We start from the raw sequence: 16,176 nt of genomic DNA on the forward strand, positions 1-16,176 counted from the left end.
AGAATTAGAGGCGTTTTAAGGCATCCATGGCTAAGGCAGACCTCTCACATTCTTCAGCGGTCAAAGTAATTTGCCAGCACAGTGGACTTCCTTTCATGTACTGGGAGGCATAGGACAGACCATTGGTTTTTTCATCCAGCAATGGGCGGTCTATCTGGGCAGGGTCGCCTAATAGGATAATTTTTGTCCCCTCTCCGGCTCTCGTGATAATTCCTTTCATTTGGTTTGGTGTCATATTTTGTGCTTCATCTATGATTAGATAAGTTTTGACTATGGAGCGGCCGCGGATAAAGTTTAAAGCTTCCGTCTGTATCAGTCCACGGTCAAAAATTTCTTCTATTTTGTCGTTCAACTCCTGTTCATTCTCATATCGTTTTTCGATGTTTGAGTCGATCAGCTGTTCCAGGTTGTCGACGATGGGTCTCATAAGTGGATAAATTTTATCCTGCTCATCTCCTGGGAGAAAACCGATATCGGAGTCAAACTGGGAGTTTGGGCGGCAGACGATCATCTTTCGGTATTCCCCGGAAGGATTGTTGATGAGTTTTTCCAGTCCTACAGCCAGTGAATAAAAGGTCTTAGCAGTTCCAGCCATCCCCTTTACAATTACGAGAGGAGCTTTGGAGGCAGGCTGCATCAGAGCCTCCTGCAAAAAATACTGTCCCACATTCTGAGGATTTACACCGTAGGGGCGGATTTTTTTGTATTTCAGCGGGAGGATTTTATCTTTTTCCACCCGACCCAGCAGTGTCTTTTTTGCGGATTGGTCTGCTCTCAGAATTACGAATTGATTCTCAAATAATTCAGGCTTTTGAACGATTCCATTTCCATCGACTGTGTAGACAGTCTTCAATGGGATTCCTTTCTTTTTGAAATCTTTGAACTGCTCTTCGGGCACGTAGACCTCCATGCGTCCCGTGTAGGGACTGGCCCAGTCGGTGACCTGTTCCGCGGTGTAGTCTTCGGCGAGGATCCCCAGCATCTGAGCTTTGAGGCGAAGAGTAATACTTTTTGTCACTAAAATTACAGGTTTCTGGGAGTCAGGCACTTCCTGGTATCCTTTGCACACCTTTAAGATTCGGTTGTCGGAACTTTCTGCGGGAAGTTCCTTTGGCAAAGCAACGTCGATATAGTTTTTTTCGACTCGGAGAATACCACCGCTTTCCAAGCTTACCCCTTGGAGAAGATCACCTCTCAACCTGAAAGCCTCAAGCATTTGGATTGCCTTTCGGGCATTGATACCCTGCTCGCTGGTGACTGCTGACAGAGCGCCCAGCTTTTCAAGGACGACGAAGGGAACGACTACGACGTTGTCTTGGAAACGTGTGAGCGCATCGGGAGACTGGATGATGACGCTGGTGTCTATGACATAAGTTTTTATCATTTTGGTTCCTCCTTTGTGCAGTTTCTGTACTTAGTTTACACTCTGGATGTAAAGGGGAAACCATGTGAGGGTAAAAGAAATGTAAGTTATTGGAAAAATTATTCTTTACACAGAGAAAGGCGAGTGGTTATTATAGGATTAGAAAATTATGGAAAATTTTGTCGTTAGGTAAAGGAGCGAATGTATGCTAAAATCTTATGTGGCGTTTGATGTGGAGACTACGGGTCTGGACCCGGAACAAAACGAGATTATCGAGATTGGGGCACTGAAAGTACGAAATGGTAAAGTGGTGGAAAGGTTTATGAAATTCATCAGGCCCACGGAAGAAATATCCCAGACAATTACAGACTTGACGGGAATCACAAACGAGATGGTGGTAAATGCTCAGTCCAGGGAGCAGGTGATACCGGAGTTTCTGGATTTCTGTCGGGAAGATATCTTGATAGGGCACAACGTCGCTTTTGACTATAGTTTTATGAAGATGGGAGCTCTCGCGGTCGGCCTGGACTTCGTCAGCCAGGGAATCGATACGCTGAAGATTGCCAGAAAGGTGCACGGTGATTTGGAATCCAAGAGCTTAGAACGGCTCTGCGCCTATTATCAGATTGAGAACAAAGCGGCTCACAGAGCCTATCATGATGCCTTGGCTACTGCAAAGCTGTATCAGACACTGGCACATTATTTTGAGGAAAAAGAGCCGGCGGTTTTTCAGCCGATGGAATTATACTATAAACAGAAGAAAATCCTGCCTGCTAGCAAGCGTCAGGTGGAGTTTTTGACGAAACTAATTCGGCAGAAACGGCTAAGTCTGTCCTTTGACCCGGATAGTATCACCAAAAATGAGGCGTCTAGGCTGATCGATGGGATATTAAATGGAAGAATATTTTAGTAAAATGTGAATAATTTGTGAAATTAGCACTCGCCTATTGACAGTGCTAATAATAGGTGTTATATTACACATAGAACAAAGGAAGAGAGTAAAAAGATCTTCCGGTAGTTCCGGAAACAACACCTCGGATTTCTCCGACAGTGCTAATATAAAACTCATGTGTTATATGAAAGGAGATATGACTTATGTTGATGCCTAGTATTTTTGGAGAGAACTTATTTGATGACTGGATGGATTTTCCGTTTGAGAGAGACTTTTTCGGTGGGAAAAACCCATTGTATGGAAAGCACGCAAAGAATATGATGAAAACGGATGTCAAAGAGACAGACAGCGGATATGAAGTGGATATTGATTTGCCAGGCTTTAAGAAAGACGAGATAAACGCAAAATTGGAAAATGGATATCTCACCATCTCAGCTTCAAAAGGGCTGGATAAGGATGAGAAAGATAAGGAGGGCAAGTATATCCGCAGGGAGCGTTATGCAGGCGCTATGAGCAGAAGCTTTTATGTGGGCGAGCAGGTTCACCAGGAAGATATCCGTGCGAAATTTGAAGACGGAATTCTTCGCCTGAGCGTTCCAAAGAAAGATGCAAAAGAAGTGGAGAAGAAAAATTATATTGCCATTGAAGGATGATAGCGGCAGAATTGAATAACAGGATGAAGAAAGCGCCTGACAGGGAGTGAATTTTCCTTGTCAGGCGCTTTTTGGGCGATAAACCCGGCAGGTGGCCGCGGCATAAGCCCTTTTTCTGTTAAAGGATATGCTGCGGTGCAATGGTTAAGTAGACTGTGATGACAATGGCAGACATGTGAGGAGCAGGATGTTCTTGCCTATGAGAGCAAATGGCATCAGCGCAGCGCTTTGGCATACTCGGAAGGGGAGATGCTATAGGTAGACTTAAAAAGTCTGGAGAAGTAGTGGATGGAGGAATAGCCTAGCATCTCTGAGATTTGAGTGATGGTGTACTGGCCACTTCGAATCATCTCTTTGCTTTTTTCAAGTTTTTTGTTGTTAATGTATTCAATTAGGCGGATACCTTCTTTTTTATGGAAGAGGGCGGAGAGATACGGCATACTGAGATTGACGTGGTGGGCGATGTCAGAGACTGTAACCGGGGAGAAAATGTTTTCTTCTACGTAATTGCATACCTCGCAGATGATGTTTTTTTCAAGATTCTGTTTTAAATGGGAGTCAGGAGGCTTTGTTTGGGACTGGCTGTGCAGGGTGCGGAACAGCAGAATCAAAAATTCTTTTAGGTAACAGATCATCAACTCCTCAGAGTAGAGTTGGGAGACTGTGGACTCGGAGATGATTCTGTTTAGTAAGGCAGCGTGGGCGTGTGAAATATGGAAAACCTGGTTTTGTAAAAGACTAGGTTTTTTTAATTCCATGTCAAAGGCGATGGAGAAAAAATTCACCGAAGAATTTTTTGCGGCGTACTGTATGTGGTGCTGGTTTGGCCCGTAAAAGGCCAGATCACCTTGACGGAGCAGAAACTTTTGTTTTTCCACGACGCTGAACATTTCCCCGGTGTCTACATAAGTCAATTCCCAACAGGGGTGATGTTCCCCTTTAAAATAGAATCCTTTTTCTTTTTCCTGGTAGAAAGCGACGTAGATTTTAGGAATGTTCAGTACATAATGCCTGTCTTTTTGCGAAGAAATGGAATAAAAATATTGATTCAGGGAGAGATGGCCCGGATAAAATTCCACGGTACATTTGGTATGCATGGGGACGATCCGGAAATAGACTTTTGAGTTCAAAGATACCGGCTTGTCCAACAGATAGATATCATAGTTTTGGGCGGAGAGGCAGTCCTGTTCGTACATGATTTCTAAGAGGGTAGGATACTCCACTACATCCAGATAGAGCTGATACTCGCCCGTGTAGAAGAGAGGAGAAGCTTCCGTAAATGTAATAGTTTTGGGAGTCTCTTTTTTTAAGCAGGCGTATTCAGCGGACGTGTAAACCGACCCGTATTCAGAAAAAGTGAGGGGATTTAAATTTTTTATCATGTCAGGTTGCCTTTCACGATGTAAAGCAATTCAATCGTTAAAATATGCAAATTGTAACAAAAAAATATATATGTTTCAATAGACGGAAAATATTGGAAGAAATTGTGAAAATAAACAAATATAGTGGAGAGTGCACAAGATAAATAAGGTTTATTTGGATAAAACGGAGAAAATATTCAAAAATATGTGGGTATTAAAATGAATAATAAGTAAATAACTGCAAGTTTCTATTAAAAATATGCAAATACAAATTATCTGAATTCTAATAAGATTAGATTACCAAACAGAGAAATTCGAAAAAGAAAGGAGAGGGTACCTATGAACAATTCTGGGGTGTTGAGAATGGCTGTTGTGGGATGCGGCTACTTTGGGGAGAAACACGCAGATATCATCGGGCAACTGTCAAATGCAGAGTTGGTGGCGGTGTGTGACAAAAACTGGGAGGCAGCAAAACGTCTAGCGCAGAGGACGAGCTGCAAGGCCTATGAGGATATCGAGGAAATGCTTGCGAAAGAACAGCTAGATGCGGTTTCTATTGCGGTGTCAGAAACTTTTCACTTGGACGCAGTTCGTCCTGTGGCGAAAGCTGGGAAACACATTTTATTGGAGAAGCCCATCGCAAGGAACACAGAAGAAGCGCTGGAGATTGTTAGGCTGGCTGAAGAGAACCAAATCCGCCTGATGGTAGGACATGTACTGAAATGGGACGGGAGATACCAGTACACTGCGGAAGCAATCGCGAGAGGAGACTTAGGTGAGGTGATTTCCATGTACCTGAAACGTTCGTCCACGAACGGAACAGTAAAAAGATTACATGGAAAAATCTCTATGTTCCATTACATGGGAGTACACGACTTTGAGGCGATGCTCACTTTTGCAGAACCTGCAAGACCGGTGAAGGCGTATGCACAGTGGGTGGGGAAGAAGAATGTGCCTTATAACGGGAAAGACACGGTATTTAACACGATTACCTTTGACAATGGAATCGTGGCCTGTATTCAGCTTTGCTGGGCGCTGCCAGAGGGATCCCTGGATTTTGTGGCCTGTGCGGAAGTTGTCGGAACGAAAGGAGCTAGCTACATCGACGTCAAAGACCAGGGACTCTCGATTTACAGAGAAGAGGCTCCAGTGGAATATCCAGAGCTCACCTACTGGCCGGAATACTACGGACATGTACATGGCAAGCTGAGAGAAGAAATCAGTCATTTTGTGAAAAATACCCTGAGCGGTGAACCTTATGCGGTGAGTACGGAGCGGGCAGTGGAGGCAGTGCGGACTATTGACGCATGTTTTGAGTCTTTGAAGACAGGAATGCCGGTGACTATTGAGAGATAGAAAAGGATGAGAAGTATGGACAAAAAAGAAGGGCTTCGTGTTTTATGCCGGAAAATTCCCAGGAACCGTCTGATCAGTCTTGGAATCCTGGTGCTTTTAATGGTGGCGGCGACTGTCATGAATCCTGCTTTTCTCACCGCGGACAATTTGCTGGGTATTCTGGCCCAGAACTCCGCCAGGGGTATTCTGGCTCTGGGAGCGACCTTTGTCTTAATGACGGGCGGCATTGATCTGGCGGCGGAGAATGGGCTGACAATGATTGCGGTGGTGGCGAGTGTGAGCCACATTATGACAGGAGAAAATCTGTTGGTACTGTTTGGAGGCTGTCTGATACTGGGAGCTGCTCTGGGGTGTGTCAATGGACTTTTGATTACCAGGCTGAGATTGCTACCTTTTGTGGCGACGCTGGCAATGATGTCCATCGCGCAGGGAATTACACTTTTTGCCTCTGAGGGTAAAATCATGTTTTTGAATCACCCGGTGACGGTGTTTATCGGAAGTGGTAAATTGTTTCATATCATTCCCATGCCCGTGGTGATATTTGCGGGAATGTGTGTCGTGGCTTACATACTTTTGAATAAGACCAAGATGGGAACGGCGGTTTATGCGCTGGGTGGAAACAAAGAGGCGGCAGAATACTCGGGTATTCAGGTTAAGAGGGAGGAGACGAAGGTCTATATTTTTGATGGAATCTGTGTGGCTGTGGCGGCATTGGTTACAGTGTGCCGGGTAGGACAGATCTCTCCGAATCTGGGAGAAGGCGCCGGGATGGATGCGATTGCGGCCGCAGTGATCGGAGGGACCAGTACGCTGGGAGGAAGAGGCAGCATCGGAGGAACTGTGGTCGGTGTCTGCATCATCGGCGTGATTATCAATGCGCTCACATTTTTGAATGTGCCGGTGATTGCGCAGGATGCGGCCAAGGGATTGATTATTATCTTTGCGGTTATTTTTGATGCGCTGGGCAACCGGGCGAGAAGGGTAAAAGAATAAAGAAGGAGGGTTTTTTATGAAAAGAAAGTTATTCGCGTGGGTGATGGTGGCAGTGATGGCATCCGCAGGGCTTGCAGGATGCGGCTCAGGAGAAGGCGAGACACAGAACGCAGAAGAGACGGCGGCTGTGGAAGAGACGACTGTGGAAGATAATGAGGGTCTGACTGTGGGGATGTCGTGCATCAATCTGACGGATGCAGGACTGGCAGCAATCAAGGAAGGCGCTGATACCGCAGCGGAAGATCTGGGAATGAATCTGATCTGGAAAGCCTGTGATGGGGATTTGGACAAACAGATTGATATTATCCGGGGATTTGTACAGCAGGGAGTCGATGCAATTTGGATTGACTCTGTAGACGTGGACGGAATTGTCTCAGTGGTGAACGAGGCCACGGAGGCAGGCGTGACTGTGCTGACAGCTGGCAGCCGCGTAGAAGGAGAGGACAATTACAATCTGGTATACCCAGATCTGGTGGACGCCCAGTTCGCAGCTAAGGCCATCGGTGAGTATTACAAGGACGAGACCGGGACGGTTGGCCTGATCGTAGGGTCTGCGGGAAATCTGGTGTCAGAAAAGCGCCAGGAGGGATTTGAGAAAGGAATCGAGGGGTACTCGAATCTGAAGCTTGTGACGGAGCAGGGCATGTGGGATGCGACCACTTCCATGCAGAAGGCGGAAGATATGATTCGGGCAAATGACGATCTGCTGCACATTCATGTGATTGCAGACGGAATGAGTTACGGTGTATACCGTGCTATCCAAAACTCAGGGAAGGAGATTACGATTTCTTCCAACGACGGTGAGGCGGATGCTCTTGCGTACACAGAAAGCGGGGAATATCTGCTGGAGAATTTGGTTGGAAACGGAAGACTGGGTTATTGGGGAATGGTGATCGCTGATCGTCTGTCAAAAGGAGAAGAGATGGCGAAGGATCAGTACCTTCCTACTTATAAAGTACCCGGTGAGAAAATGAAGCCAGTCGTTGAAGAAGCAGGACTGGAAAAGGGAGAGGACGGAACACAGTATCAGATTGTGACTGTGGAAGAGGCGAAAAAGATCGGCTCTCCGGAAGGATACAAAGAGGAGTTTAACGAGGACTTTGTTCCGACGAAGTAGGCAGAGAAAGGCGTGCGATAAAGAAGAATCTTTGGGCGCGCCTTTTGTAAAACAGAAAAGAGGTGAGGCAGTTGGACAAAGCGGTAAAAAAAAGGCTGAGTAAGGAGCAGAAGAGATATCTGTTTCTGGGAGCGATCATCTTGGCCTTTTTTATCTTATTCTCCATTCGAATTCCCAATTTTTTTCAGTTGGTCACGATTACAAACTTAGTCAGGCAATCGGCGGTGATACTGATTTTGTCGATTGGAATGATGTTAGTGATTCTGACCGGGGGAATTGATCTGTCTGTGGGGGCGACAATGGCCCTGAGCGGTGCAGCTGCGGCTGTGACGATTCAGACAGTGGGAGAGCAGAGTGTGGCAGGGGCAGCGGCAGGTATGGCCGCAGCTTTGCTGGTGGGCGCCTTGGTGGGAGCCGTTAACGGTTATCTGTGCGGGTATTTGGAGATCAGCCCGTTTATGGTGACTTTGGCAATGCAGACGTTGACCAGAGGTTTGACGATGATGATTACCGATGGTTCCAGAATCGTCGTGAAAAATCAGGCATTTAACTGGCTGGGAGGAGGCCAGTGGAACTTAGGAGGATTCATTGTCCCCCATGTGAGTTTGGTGTTGGTGATCGTAGTGGCAGCTGCACTGTTCTGGATGAGAAATTTCTCCATGGGGATAAAGCTCTATGCGGTGGGAGGCAACAAGACAGCGGCCTATGCGTCGGGAATCCCTGTGAAATTCCAGGTGTTTCAGACATACTTCATCTCGGGGCTTTTATGCGGCCTAGCTGCGATTATCACGATTGGTAGGTCCGGCTCCGCACAGCCGCTGGCAGGAAACGGTTTGGAATTCGACGTGATTACGGCGGTCGTCATGGGCGGCGTCAGCCTGTTGGGTGGTGTGGGAACCATGGCAGGAATTTTTCTGGGAGCGCTGCTTTTGGGTGTGCTGACTCTGGGAATCAATATGCTGGATATCCCGTCCTATTCCAACTATGTGATAAAAGGAATTTTCGTTCTAGTAGCAGTCTTGTCCAATGAGGTCACAGAGATAGTCAAGGAGGCGGTTCAGGCTGGAAAGGATATCAGGGCAGTCTCTGACAACGACAAGGTTTTGGAGAAGATGAAAAAGGGCACCGCGCATACTTTGGAGCTTCAGAAGATCAAAAAGAGTTTTTCCGGGGTACCGGCGCTGAAAGGAGTATCACTGAAAATTCAGAGCGGAAAGGTACATGCCCTGCTTGGTGAGAACGGTGCAGGAAAATCCACACTGATTAAGATTCTGTCAGGCGTTTACCAAAAGGATGAGGGACAGATCGAGATCGACGGACTGCCTGTCTCGATTCACTCTACGGCAGATTCCAGGAAACTGGGAATCTCTGTCATCTACCAGGAATTTGCTCTGGTGCCTGAACTGAGCATTGTCCAGAATATCTTTTTGGGAAAGGAACTGAGAAAGGGAGGAATTTTCCTCGCTATGCGGGAGATGGCACAGAGTACGAGGAAGGTAGTGGAGCGTCTGCATTTTCAATACGACGTGAACAAAAAGGTACGAAATTTGAGTGTCAGCCAACAGCAGATGGTGGAGATCGCGAAGGCATTTTCGTCAAATTCCTGGCTGGTGGTCATGGATGAGCCCACTTCTGCCATCACAGAGGCAGATAAAGAAAAATTGTTTCAGATCATTCGAGAGATGAAAAAACAGGGGCTGGCTGTGGTCTACATTTCCCACAGAATGTCCGAGATTTTTGAGATTGCGGATGAGGTCACAGTGCTTCGGGATGGTGAACAGGTAAAGACACTGCCGATTTGTGAGACCGATGAGAACGAGCTGACGAAACTGATGGTAGGCAGGGAAGTCAAAGATATCTTCAACAGGGAGCACCTGGAACCGGGAAAGGTCGTCCTGGAGGTGAAGAATTTGAAGAGAAACGGTGTTTTTGAACCGATCAGTTTTCAGGTACGTCAAGGTGAGGTGCTGGGGCTTTCCGGCCTGATGGGAGCCGGGAGAACGGAGATTGCCCGCTGTCTGTTTGGTATGGATGCCTGGGATGGCGGAGAAATCTGGTTGAACGGTGAGCAGGTTCAAATACATTCTCCGAGGGAAGCTCTAAAAAAAGGAATCTGTTATGTGTCCGAGGACAGAAGAGGGGAAGGAATTATTCCCCTGCGCGGTGTGAGGGAGAACATCTGCCTGTCAGCAATGGACCAGATGTGCAGTCATGGATACCGGAAAAAGGACCAAGAGAGACGGTTGGGGCAGGAGTATATGGAGAAGTTCAGAATTAAAGCTGCCTCGCAGCAGCAGCCGATTGGCAATTTGAGCGGCGGAAACCAGCAGAAATGCTGCCTGGCAAAAATGTTGGCCTGTGGTCCTTCTTTGATTATTTTGGATGAGCCCACCCGTGGCATTGATGTGGGGGCTAAAGCAGAGATTCACCGGCTGATTAGTGACTTGGTGAAACAGAAGATTGCAGTGATCCTGATTTCTTCGGAACTGCCGGAGGTGATTGGTGCCAGCGACAGAATCATCGTGTTGGCGGAAGGCAGAAAGACAGGAGAATTTACTGCCGATGAAGCAGGTCAGGAAGCGATCATGGAGAGGGCGATGAGCTTTGAAGTCTGAAGGTGGAGAGAACGATGTACGTAGCAGCGATAGACGTAGGAGGAACAAAAATAGTGGGAGCTGCGGTGGACAGAAAAGGAGAGATCAAGACTCCGATTCGGGTGGAGAATACAGGATTATCCGGTGAATTTATAGTGGAAACCTGTGTGGATATCTTTCACAGGCTGTCCAGGCAGCATGAAATAAAAGCTCTGGCAGTGGGAACCGGCGGCAGGCTGGACACAGAGGCCGGTATCGTCAGGAGAGCGGTAGATCTGTATACCGGTTATGTGGGACTGAACATCAAAGAGATCTTAGAAACGAACTGCCATCTTCCCGTGGTGATTGACAATGACTGCTGCATGGCGCTGCGGGGAGAGCTGTGGAAAGGTGGCTTGAAGGATTATCAGAGAGTTGCCGGATTAATTTTGGGCACCGGCGTGGGCGGAGGTGTTGCGGTCAGGAAGAATGGGCAGTACCAGATACAGCAGGCAGAGTTCGGACATTTCATTTTGCATCCAAGCGGGAGAAAATGCCTGTGCGGTCAGCGAGGCTGCGCGGAGCAGTATCTGTCGGGGACTTCTTTGTGGAACCGGTATAACCAACTGACAGGAAGGGCGAAGATACGTTCCGGATATGAATTTTTTAACCAGGTGAAGGCAAAAGATAAGACTGCTCAGGAGATCTTGCATGAATTTGTAAAAGATCTGGCAATCTGTCTGATTTCCATTCAAAATCTCTATGACGTGGAGGCTGTGGTCATTGGCGGTGGACTGGCGGATACGAGACAGTTTTGGTGGAGAGAAACAGAATGCCAACTGGTTCAAAAAAGCAGCCATGTTCTTCCGAAGCTTGAGATTTTACCTGCCAGAAATGGAAACCAGGCGGCTCTACTGGGGGCGGCTAGACTGGGATTTGAGAAATTGGAGGCTATGTTGTGAGACGAGAAGAATTGAAAAAAGGGCTGATTGTGTCCTGCCAGGCTACAGCCGAGGAACCCATGAGGGGAAGTGAGACGATGGGAAGGTTTGCACTGGCGGCGCAGATTGGCGGGGCAGCAGCCGTGAGAATGAATGGTGTCGCTGATATTTTGGCAGCAAGACAGTTAATAGATATTCCCGTGATTGGTTTAATTAAGAGGCATTACGCTGGCTACTGGCCCTATATCACACCGACTCTGAGAGAGGTGGAGGCGGTCTATCTTGCAGGCTGTGAGATGGCTGCGGTGGATGCGACCAATCAGGAAAGTCCGTCTGGGATGAGTCCAGAGTCATATATCAGAGAAATCAAAAAGCGTTTTCCAGATTTACTGCTGGTGGCAGATATTTCCACCATTGAAGAAGGAGAAGTGGCAGAACAAGCGGGAGCAGACTTGATTTCCTCGACTCTAGCAGGATATACCGAATACACAAGACAGGATAGCAGTCTGATTGTGGAGCTTCAGCCTCCGGCACTGGAGCTGGTACAGAAGCTGGCTGCACGGGTTAGCGTTCCGGTGATTGCGGAAGGAAGGTATTGGAATGAGGTTCTGGCGGCAAAAGCCATGGAGGCAGGAGCACACAATGTAGTGATCGGGGCTGGAATTACAAGACCTCAGATTATCACAAAGAAAATCGTGGACGCTTTGGAGAAGTATTGTTAAGGAGTAAGAGAATGAGAGCATACATAGAGGTGGAAAAAATTCAGGGATGTTATATTGAGGGGGAACATCCGCTGCCGATTTTCAGAGATATGGAAGAAAATAAGCCGTCGAGAGGGGACGGTACGCTGGCGGCGGAAGAAGAAAAACAATTGGGTGAGCACACGGGATTCCGGGTTCTTCCCTACCGGATGCAGGATAAATACAGCAGAGAGAAGAAACCAATTTTTCTAAAGACGGTTGTCCTGGAAAATGAGAAGCGCCGGGCAGTTTTTCTGCCGGAATACGGCGGGAGGCTTCAGTCTTTTGTAAATAAGGAGACTGGAAAAGAGATTCTGTATAGGAATCCGGTGTTTCAGCCAGCGAATCTGGGAATCCGAAACGCCTGGTTTTCTGGGGGAGTGGAATGGAATGCAGCGCAGTATGGACACACGGTGTACAGCAGTTCACCGGTGTACTTTGCAAAGTGTATAGGTAAGGACGGGGAAGAATTTGTGCGGATGTATGAATTCGAGAGAATGAAAAGGCTGTACATTCAGATTGATTTTCATCTGCCGAAAGGGGCGGAAACCCTGTTCTTACATGTGAAAATACAAAATTTGGACGATGAAAAAAAATCCATGTATTGGTGGACGAATATAGCGATACAGGCAGAAGAGAAGCTGAGAGTCTTTTCTGGGACGGACGAAGTCATGTACCTTCATCCTGAGAGCATCAGCGACAATGTAAATCCGGTCCGTGTGTTCGGACATACGAGACTGCCTGATTTGCCGACACTGCCGGGAAAGGATTCTTCTTATCCGTCCAATGCGGATTATTCCAATGAGTTTTTCTTCCAAAATCCAGAGAAGCCGGAGGCTTGCTGGAGCGCGGCGGCTTATGGAGATGGCAGAGTGTTTTTTGAAGAGTCCACGCTGCCGCTGCGGTACCGAAAAATGTTCTGCTGGGGTAGACATCCGGGCGGCAGACGTTGGTGCTCCTATTTGGCCACGGAGACGGAAGGAAACTATGTGGAGCTTCAGGCGGGATTGACGCCGACCCAACTGAATGGTATAGAGATTCCGGGTAAGACTGTCTGGGAGTTCACACAGGCGATCGGTGAGACGAGGATGGAGGACATTCAGGCCCCATATCAGAAAGACTATGGGAGGGCGCGAAAGTCTGTGGAACAACAGGTACACCAGGCCTTGGGGGAGGAAGAGCTAGCATGTTGGGAGGCATATTTTAAGGAAATGTCCGTGAAAAAGGCAGAACGAATTCTGTCTGCTGGCACAGGCTGGGGAACCTTGGAGCGCCAAAGATGTGAAAAAGAAGGAGAAGGATTCCCATCTTGGCTGGAATTTGAGGACTCTGCCCTGGGGGCGCCTCAATACCCGTGGATGTTTCTGCTGGAAAACGGGTTTCTGCCTGAGCTAGATGTGATGGAAGCTCCGAAGAGCTGGATGGTTGATGCGAAGTTTGAACATCTTCTCCGTCACAGCCTCGCCGACCAAAAAGGAGATCACTATTTGGCACATCTGCATATGGGAGTCATGGAGTATGAAAATGGAAATCGGACAGCAGGTATAAACGAGTGGAGAAAGTCGCTGGAACAGAAAGCCTCTCCAATTGCTTATCGGAATTTGGCCTACGACGAGAAGATGCAGGGAAACCAAAATCAGGCGATTGAATATATGAAAAAGGCGGTGGAATTGGAAGACAATAAGATTGACAAAGTATTTTCAGAAGAATATATGGCACTTTTGCTGGAAGCAAAAAGATATGAGAATGCATGGGATTACTATTGTTCTCTGCCGATGAAACGGCAGGAATCTGACCGCCTGACCCTGCAAGCTGGATTGGCGGGAGTCGAGATCGGACAGGAAGCGTTTGTGGAAGCGGTGCTGCATAGAGAGTTCTCTTGCATTCGCGAGGGGGATACTAGTCTGACGGATTTGTATTTCCGATATCAGGCGAAAAAGAGGATGCAGGAGATAAAGGATTGTGACGAGCAGGAAGCAGCCAGATATGTGGAGGAAAATCTGAATCCTCCGGAGGAGATTGATTTCCGGATGTTTGTAAAAAGGGAGAGGACAGATGAAAACAAATACAGAGAGAGAAATTTTCCAGCAACATGAGGCACTGAGGAAGACTTACGCCTATCTGATGGAACACGAAGAAGAAATCAAAAACTTTTTTAACGGATGTGGTTGTAAAAAAATAGTCTTCATGGGCTGCGGCTCCAGCTATATGCTGGCGAAATCGGGACAGAGAATGTTTGGCGCGGCGAAAGGCGTGAGCTCGGTAGCAATAGCCGGAGGAGATTATTTGATGTGCCCCAACTTTTACCAGGAGTGTGTGAAGGACAGTCTAGTTGTGGTTTTATCCCGCTCAGGAAAAACTTCAGAGATGGTTCGGGCTTTGGAGATACTGAAAGAGCATGAGAACTGTATCGTGCTCTCTATAACCGCGGCACAACCGAATGACTTTTCAAAGTACGCAGATTTGGAGCTGACCATGGATTGGTGTTGTGATTTGAGTGTGTGTCAAACTAGGACGGTCACGAATTTCTATCTGGCTTTGAGTATGCTCTTTTGCTTTTACAGACAGGACACCTGCACATTGGAGGCGTTGAGGACAGCCGTGAGAGAAAATGAGAAGTTCCAGGAGCAGAATCGAGAGCATCTCTGTAAGATCGCAGAGATGGACTGGAATCGGGTTGTGGTTCTGGCAAACGGCCTTTTCAATGGAATTGCTCAGGAAGGAGCACTGGCGTTCACAGAGATCGCGATGGTTCCGGGATGCAGCTATTCCATGCTGGATTATCGCCATGGGCCGATTGTGCTCAATGACAGGAGGACTTTGACGGTCGTTTTGCTGCAGCAGAAAGAAAAAGAACTGCAAAGAGGCCTGTTGGCAGATTTAAAGAAAAGGGGCGGCTTTGTGCTGGCCGTCGGCCAGGGAACAAAAGAATTCTGGGGCGTTGATGCCCTGATTGATGCGGGGAAAGAATGGAATACCTGTGCGGCGGGAATTCCCTTTCTCTATACCATACAGATACTGGCCTATGAAAAGGCTGTAAAGTTGGGGATGAACCCGGACCAGCCGGAAGGACTGGATGCGTATATTCTACTTTGAGACAGCAAAGAACGGTATCTTTGTCTTGTTCTAGGAAAGACCTTGTCACACCAATGCACGAGAGCTCTTTCCTAGAACATAAACGTACCGCTAAAAATGCGCGCACTGCAATAAGGTAGTTCATCGCATAGCGATCTTGGAGCTTTGCTTGCTGAGTGCAGGTGCCTGCAATTTCTGCACTTAGCGCAGGTATACTTGGTAGAGGAAGTCTGTATTATATAAATAGTAAGAGAGAAGTTTTATGTATTCATTCAGCAGGATATTCCCTTTTGTGTAGACCGAAAAGTCTGATGTAAGATATACTATTAGTTACTCTGGGCAGGGCCGAATTTTTGAGGTCCTGCCCCAATCTTGTCGGTGGCCGAGCCATTTTTTTGTGATATTCTTCATGGTCAGATACAGGATTTTTAGGAGACTCTCATCAGAACGAAAAAAGGTTTTGTATTTTATGACCTTTGTTAGCAGGCGGTTAAATTTCTCAAATCCACATAAATACAGTTAAAGGAAAATTATAGCGAAATTACAACAAGCGAAAGAGCCTTATATAACGACTCATAGAGAAGTATCAAAGTGATAGGAGAAGACACTTGAAACAGAGTGTCTTTTTCTATGCAGTATAACAGCATACGAATCTATTTTTTTTGATTACCTCAAGAACTTCTTAGTTTATGGTTTGCAAAGAGATTGTTGTGCAAGCAATGCTATAGCACTCTTTATAAACCATGGACTGATAATTAACTTTTTAAAAGTGGAAAAGAAATGACAAAGTTTATAACAGAATGATATAATGCAGAGGAAGATAAATTGAAAGTTGTAAGGGGCATAGCATTATGATGAATTATTATGGAAATTTATGTACAGATATGTATGATATTTTACACAAAAACGCTCCACAAAAGGAATTATCCTTTTATCTTTCCTACGCTGAAAAAAGTATGTCAATTTTAGAACCTTTATGCGGGAGCGGAAGATTTTTATTCCTTTTTTTAAAGAGGTTACGATATTCAAGGCATTGATCTTTCAAAAGAGATGCTTGCAGAGTTAAACTTCTGGTTCCATGTCTTTGTTCACCGATATGGAAATCTGCAAGA

General features: G+C 46.7%; 12 protein-coding genes. 10 read left to right on the top strand and 2 right to left on the bottom strand.

Annotated elements, in window-relative coordinates:
* Positions 1-4: 4 nt before the first annotated feature.
* The gene (locus BLHYD_RS02620; protein ID WP_005947386.1) at positions 5-1,384 is read right to left on the bottom strand and encodes a PhoH family protein; all 1,380 of its coding nucleotides are present in this window, start codon (positions 1,382-1,384) and stop codon (positions 5-7) included.
* 184 nt (positions 1,385-1,568) lie between these two features.
* On the opposite strand from BLHYD_RS02620, the gene BLHYD_RS02625 reads away from it, so the two are divergent.
* Both BLHYD_RS02625 and BLHYD_RS02630 read left to right on the top strand, forming a co-directional pair.
* Complete coding sequence (locus tag BLHYD_RS02625; protein ID WP_005947389.1) at positions 1,569-2,273, top strand: 3'-5' exonuclease; 705 nt, start codon at positions 1,569-1,571, stop codon at positions 2,271-2,273.
* Positions 2,274-2,458: 185 nt separating this feature from the next.
* A complete protein-coding gene (locus BLHYD_RS02630; protein WP_021844272.1) occupies positions 2,459-2,908 on the top strand; it encodes an Hsp20/alpha crystallin family protein in 450 nt (149 codons plus the stop codon).
* A 215-nt stretch (positions 2,909-3,123) separates the two neighbouring features.
* Here BLHYD_RS02630 and BLHYD_RS02635 read toward each other — a convergent pair whose 3' ends face one another.
* A complete protein-coding gene (locus tag BLHYD_RS02635) occupies positions 3,124-4,290 on the bottom strand; it encodes a helix-turn-helix domain-containing protein (RefSeq protein WP_005947395.1) in 1,167 nt (388 codons plus the stop codon).
* 318 nt (positions 4,291-4,608) lie between these two features.
* On the opposite strand from BLHYD_RS02635, the gene BLHYD_RS02640 reads away from it, so the two are divergent.
* The 8 genes from BLHYD_RS02640 (at position 4,609) to BLHYD_RS02675 (ending at position 15,085) form a co-directional block, all read left to right on the top strand.
* On the top strand, positions 4,609-5,625 hold the full coding sequence (locus BLHYD_RS02640) for a Gfo/Idh/MocA family protein (protein WP_021844271.1): 1,017 nt from the start codon (positions 4,609-4,611) through the stop codon (positions 5,623-5,625).
* A 15-nt stretch (positions 5,626-5,640) separates the two neighbouring features.
* Positions 5,641-6,618: an ABC transporter permease gene (locus tag BLHYD_RS02645; RefSeq protein WP_005947400.1), complete on the top strand. Its 978-nt coding sequence runs from the start codon at positions 5,641-5,643 to the stop codon at positions 6,616-6,618.
* 16 nt (positions 6,619-6,634) lie between these two features.
* On the top strand, positions 6,635-7,735 hold the full coding sequence (locus BLHYD_RS02650; RefSeq protein ID WP_005947402.1) for a sugar ABC transporter substrate-binding protein: 1,101 nt from the start codon (positions 6,635-6,637) through the stop codon (positions 7,733-7,735).
* A gap of 71 nt (positions 7,736-7,806) precedes the next feature.
* Entirely contained in the window at positions 7,807-10,350 is a 2,544-nt protein-coding gene (locus tag BLHYD_RS02655; RefSeq protein ID WP_260784477.1) for an ATP-binding cassette domain-containing protein, read from the top strand.
* Between the two features lie 14 nt (positions 10,351-10,364).
* Entirely contained in the window at positions 10,365-11,270 is a 906-nt protein-coding gene (locus BLHYD_RS02660) for an ROK family protein (protein WP_005947407.1), read from the top strand.
* Positions 11,267-11,971, top strand: a complete 705-nt coding sequence (locus BLHYD_RS02665; RefSeq protein ID WP_005947409.1) for an N-acetylmannosamine-6-phosphate 2-epimerase — start codon at positions 11,267-11,269, stop codon at positions 11,969-11,971. The genes BLHYD_RS02660 and BLHYD_RS02665 overlap by 4 nt, the downstream gene beginning before the upstream one ends.
* 11 nt (positions 11,972-11,982) lie before the next feature.
* Positions 11,983-14,085 carry a DUF5107 domain-containing protein gene (locus BLHYD_RS02670; RefSeq protein WP_005947411.1) on the top strand — a complete coding sequence of 701 codons (2,103 nt, stop codon included), beginning with the start codon at positions 11,983-11,985 and terminating at the stop codon, positions 14,083-14,085.
* Positions 14,045-15,085 (top strand): SIS domain-containing protein, encoded by a 1,041-nt coding sequence (locus tag BLHYD_RS02675; RefSeq protein ID WP_005947412.1) that lies wholly within the window; start codon positions 14,045-14,047, stop codon positions 15,083-15,085. The genes BLHYD_RS02670 and BLHYD_RS02675 overlap by 41 nt, the downstream gene beginning before the upstream one ends.
* The last annotated feature ends 1,091 nt before the right edge of the window (positions 15,086-16,176 follow it).

Source organism: Blautia hydrogenotrophica DSM 10507 (genome assembly GCF_034356035.1).
In the GTDB taxonomy this organism is placed as follows: domain Bacteria; phylum Bacillota; class Clostridia; order Lachnospirales; family Lachnospiraceae; genus Blautia_A; species Blautia_A hydrogenotrophica.